This window comes from Polaromonas sp., assembly GCF_030682935.1.
In the GTDB taxonomy this organism is placed as follows: Bacteria; Pseudomonadota; Gammaproteobacteria; order Burkholderiales; family Burkholderiaceae_C; genus Polaromonas.
This window is the reverse complement of sequence record NZ_JAUXNA010000045.1, coordinates 1-4,218: the sequence shown is the minus strand read 5'-3', so window position 1 is coordinate 4,218 and position 4,218 is coordinate 1. Positions and strand designations below refer to the sequence as shown.

The following is a 4,218-nucleotide window of genomic DNA, read 5'->3' as shown; positions in this document are numbered from 1 at the left end:
GGCTGGTACAACGCGTCGCCGGCGTTCTGCTTATCCACCACGGCGGCCATGCGCTCAAACGTTTCCTTGACTTGCTCTGCCGTGACGACACCGTGGTGCAGCCAGTTGGCCATGTGCTGGCTGCTGATGCGCAGCGTGGCGCGGTCTTCCATCAGCGCAATGTTGTGGATGTCGGGCACCTTGGAGCAGCCCACGCCCTGGTCGATCCAGCGCACCACGTAGCCGAGGATGCCTTGGGCGTTGTTGTCGAGTTCCTGCTGCTTTTCGGCGGCGGACCAGTTCGGCGTGGCCGTGACGGGAATGGTCAGCAGGCCGTTGAGCAGGTTGTCGCGCTCGGCGTTGGCGTCAATTTTTTCCAGCTCTTTCTGCACATCGGACACCAGCACCTGGTGGAAATGCAGCGCATGCAGCGTGGCAGCGGTGGGCGATGGCACCCAGGCGGTATTGGCGCCGGCTTTGGGGTGGGCAATTTTTTGCTCGAGCATCGCGGCCATCAGGTCGGGCATGGCCCACATGCCCTTGCCGATTTGCGCCTTGCCGCGCAGGCCGCAGCTCAGGCCGACCAGCACGTTGTTTTTCTCGTAAGCGGCAATCCAGGCGCGGGTTTTCATGTCGCCCTTGCGGATCATCGGGCCGGCCTGCATGGCGGTGTGCATCTCGTCGCCGGTGCGGTCCAGGAAGCCGGTGTTGATGAAGGCGACGCGGGCGCCGGCTTCGGCAATGCAGGCTTTGAGTTTGTCGCTGGTGCGGCGCTCTTCGTCCATGATTCCGAGCTTGACGGTGTTGGCGGGCAAGCCCAGCAGCGCTTCAACGCGGCCAAACAGCTCGGACGCAAACGCGACTTCGGCCGGGCCGTGCATCTTGGGCTTGACGATGTAGACGCTGCCGGTGCGGGAGTTGCCCTTGCGTTGCAGGTCGTGCATGGCAATGGTGACGGTGACGACGGCGTCCAGGATGCCTTCGGGGATTTCCTTGCCGCCTTCGTAGAGGATGGCCGGATTCGTCATCAAGTGGCCCACATTGCGCACAAACATCAGCGAGCGGCCATGCAGCGACACCGGCTGGCCGTTGGCGCCCGTGTACATGCGGTCAGGGTTCAGGCCACGCGTGAAGGTCTTGCCGCCTTTGCTGACTTCTTCGGTCAGCGTGCCCTTCAGGATGCCGAGCCAGTTGCTGTAGGCCAGCACTTTGTCTTGGGCATCGACCACGGCGACCGAGTCTTCCAGGTCCAAAATGGTGGACAGCGCGGACTCAATCACCAGATCGCTGACACCGGCGGCGTCGGTTTTGCCGATGGCGGTGCTGCGGTCGATGATGATGTCGATGTGCAGGCCGTTGTGCTGCAGCAGGATGGACGAAGGCGCGCTGGCGTCGCCCTGGTAGCCGACAAATTGCGAAGGCGCAGCCAGGCCGGTGGTGCCGCTTTGCAGCGCCACGACCAGCTGGCCGGCTTCCACGCGGTAGCCGGTGGCGTCCTGGTGCGAGCCGGTGGCCAGCGGGGCGGACTGGTCGAGCAGCTTGCGGGCAAACGCAATCACCTTGGCGCCACGCACCGGGTTGTAGCCCTTGCCTTTGTCGGCGCCATCGGTTTCGGGAATCGCGTCGGTGCCATACAGCGCGTCGTAGAGCGAGCCCCAGCGCGCGTTGGCGGCGTTCAGCGCGTAGCGCGCATTCAAAATGGGCACGACCAGCTGCGGGCCGGCCTGCACGGCCAGTTCGGCATCGACGTTGGCGGTGGTGATGGCGACGGTGGCGGGCTGCGGCACCAGGTAGCCGATTTGTTCCAGGAAAGCGCGGTAAGCCGGCATGTCGGCGATGGGGCCGGGGTGGGCGCTGTGCCAGGCGTCCAGTTCGGCCTGCAGGCGGTCACGCTCGGCCAGCAGGGCGATGTTCCTGGGGGCCAGGTCGGCCACGATGGCGTCAACGCCGGTCCAGAAGGCGTCGCTGGCGACGCCGGTGCCGGGCAGCACCTGGTTGTTGATGAAGCTGTAGAGCTCGGTCGCCACCTGGAGGCGGTGGCTGGTTGTGCGTGCGGTCATGGCTTGGGTTTCCTTTGAAAATAAGCTGAAAAATGAGAGGGTGCACCGGGGCTGGTCGCCGAATCAGCCCAGCGTCTTGTAGAAGTAATAAAGGCTGAGCGCGCTGCCCACGGCAATCACGACGCGGCGCAGCCACGGGCCCTGGATGTTGCGCGCCAGGCGGGCGCCCCCGTAGCCGCCCAGGCTGGCCGTCAGCAGCATCACCAGCGTGTGCGGCCAGCTGACGGCGCCGGCCACCACGAAGGTGACCACCGTGACACTGTAAATCACGGCTGACAGCAGGTTTTTGAGCGCGTTGATGTGCTGCACGTCTTCGTGCCCGCCAATGGCCAGGCTGGCCATCATCAAAATGCCCATGCCGGCGCCAAAAAAGCCGCCGTAAATCGACACCAGCAGCTGCACCGCCCAGCCGGCCGGAGAGCCTGCGCCGTGGCCGCTTTCAGCGTTTGCGGCCGACGGGGGGCGCATCCGCTTCAGCGCGGCCGACAGCTGCGGGCTGAAGGCAAACAGCAGCGTGGCAAAGGCCAGCAGCCAGGGGATCAGCGCCGAAAAGCGCGCGTCACCGGCCGCCAGCAGCAGCAGGCCGCCCGCCACGCCGCCCAGCAGCGAGGCGATGCCCATCGGCAGCAAATAGCGCTTGTAGCGCGCCAGCTCCCGCCGGTAGGCCCAGGCGCCCGTCAGGCTGCCGGGCCACAGCGCCACCGAATTGCTGGCGTTGGCCACCACCGGCGGCACGCCCACGGCCAGCAGCGCCGGGAACGAGAAAAACGTGCCGCCGCCGGCCACCGCGTTGACAGCGCCTGCGGCAAAGCCGCCCGCGCCGATCAGCAGCACGTCCACGGGTGTCATGCCGGTGTGCCTTCAAGCGGCAAGTTCTTCAGGCCCGGCAGGGCCAGCACATCGCGCAGGTTGCTGCCGGTGTACGCGGGTTGCGTGCCCAGTGTTTCAAACGGCAGCTGGTAGCGGTTCACCCACAGCGTCTGGTAGCCGAACCAGGTGGCGGCCAGCGCGTCCCAGCTGTTGCAGCTCACAAATGCAATCTGCCGCGCCTGCAAGCCGGTGGCCTGCAGGCCCAGCGCGTAGGCGTCGGGGTGGGTCTTGTATTTGCGGATCGCGTCCACGCTGATCACATGGTCCAGCAGGCCGTCCAGCCCGGCCGATCTGACCGCCACATTGAGCATGGACGGGTCGCCGTTGGACAAAATGCCGGTGACGATGCCGCGCGCTTTGAGGGCTTGCAGCACTTCCTTGTTTTCCGGAAAAGCCGACAGGTGCCGGTACTGGTTCATCAGCCTTTCCTCGCGCTCGGCCGTCAGGTCCAGCCCCAGGCGCTGGCAGGCGTAATGCAGGCCGGCGCGCGTCAGGTCCCAAAACGGCTGGTAATGCGCGCCGTTGTTGCTGGTGGTGACCAGGCGGGTGTATTCGATCTGCTTGTCGCGCCACAGCACGCCCAGCGCCTGGCCGTGGCCGGGGAACAATTGCTCTGCCGTCAAGCCCACGCTGTACACGTCAAACAGGGTGCCGTAGGCGTCAAACAGCACGGCGCTAACAGGGGCAGGGGAATGGGAGGGGGACTTTTCCATAGGCTCTATGGTATTTGATACCTCGGAGAAGATTATTGACATCAAAATTCGTTAATACATGACAAAATCAAACCTAATGGCGTGGACGCCGGTGGCCTGGGCCGCAGCAGGCGGGCGTCCTGTATTCTTGGCGGCCTGCAGATGGCCGCCCGAGCCCACGGGGCGGCCGTGCGGGTTTACCCATACTGAACATGAACACTCAACCCAACATACCGCCCCCGCTGCCGCTGGCCGGCCTGCGCGTCGTCGAATTTACCCACATGGTCATGGGCCCGACCTGCGGCATGGTGCTGGCCGACATGGGTGCCGAGGTCATCAAGGTCGAGCCGATTGACGGCGACCGTACCCGCCACCTGCTGGGTTCAGGAGCAGGATTTTTCCCGATGTTCAACCGCAACAAAAAGAGCATTGCGATTGACCTGCACCACCCCGAGGGGGCGGCCGTGGCGCGCAGACTGGCGGCCAGTGCCGACATCGTGGCCGAGAATTTCAAGCCCGGCACCATGCAGAAATACGGGCTGGACTACGCTTCGCTTGCCCGGGACAACGAGCGGCTCATTTATGTGAGCCACAAGGGCTTTTTGCCCGGTCCGTAT

The 4,218-nt window shown here is 64.9% G+C and carries 4 protein-coding genes; 1 reads left to right on the top strand and 3 read right to left on the bottom strand.

The genetic code is table 11. The features are described 5' to 3' along the window. The 3 genes from Q8K05_RS01600 to Q8K05_RS01590 form a co-directional block, all read right to left on the bottom strand. A partial coding sequence (locus Q8K05_RS01600) for a malate synthase G (protein WP_305244802.1) occupies positions 1-2,039 on the bottom strand: 2,039 nt, incomplete at its 3' end. A 63-nt stretch (positions 2,040-2,102) separates the two neighbouring features. Next, complete coding sequence (locus tag Q8K05_RS01595; protein ID WP_305244801.1) at positions 2,103-2,888, bottom strand: sulfite exporter TauE/SafE family protein; 786 nt, start codon at positions 2,886-2,888, stop codon at positions 2,103-2,105. Continuing rightward, the gene (locus Q8K05_RS01590) at positions 2,885-3,622 is read right to left on the bottom strand and encodes a haloacid dehalogenase type II (protein WP_305244800.1); all 738 of its coding nucleotides are present in this window, start codon (positions 3,620-3,622) and stop codon (positions 2,885-2,887) included. The genes Q8K05_RS01595 and Q8K05_RS01590 overlap by 4 nt, the downstream gene beginning before the upstream one ends. Positions 3,623-3,813: 191 nt before the next feature. Between Q8K05_RS01590 and Q8K05_RS01585 the strand changes: the two genes are divergently transcribed. Continuing rightward, a partial coding sequence (locus Q8K05_RS01585; protein WP_305244799.1) for a CoA transferase occupies positions 3,814-4,218 on the top strand: 405 nt, incomplete at its 3' end.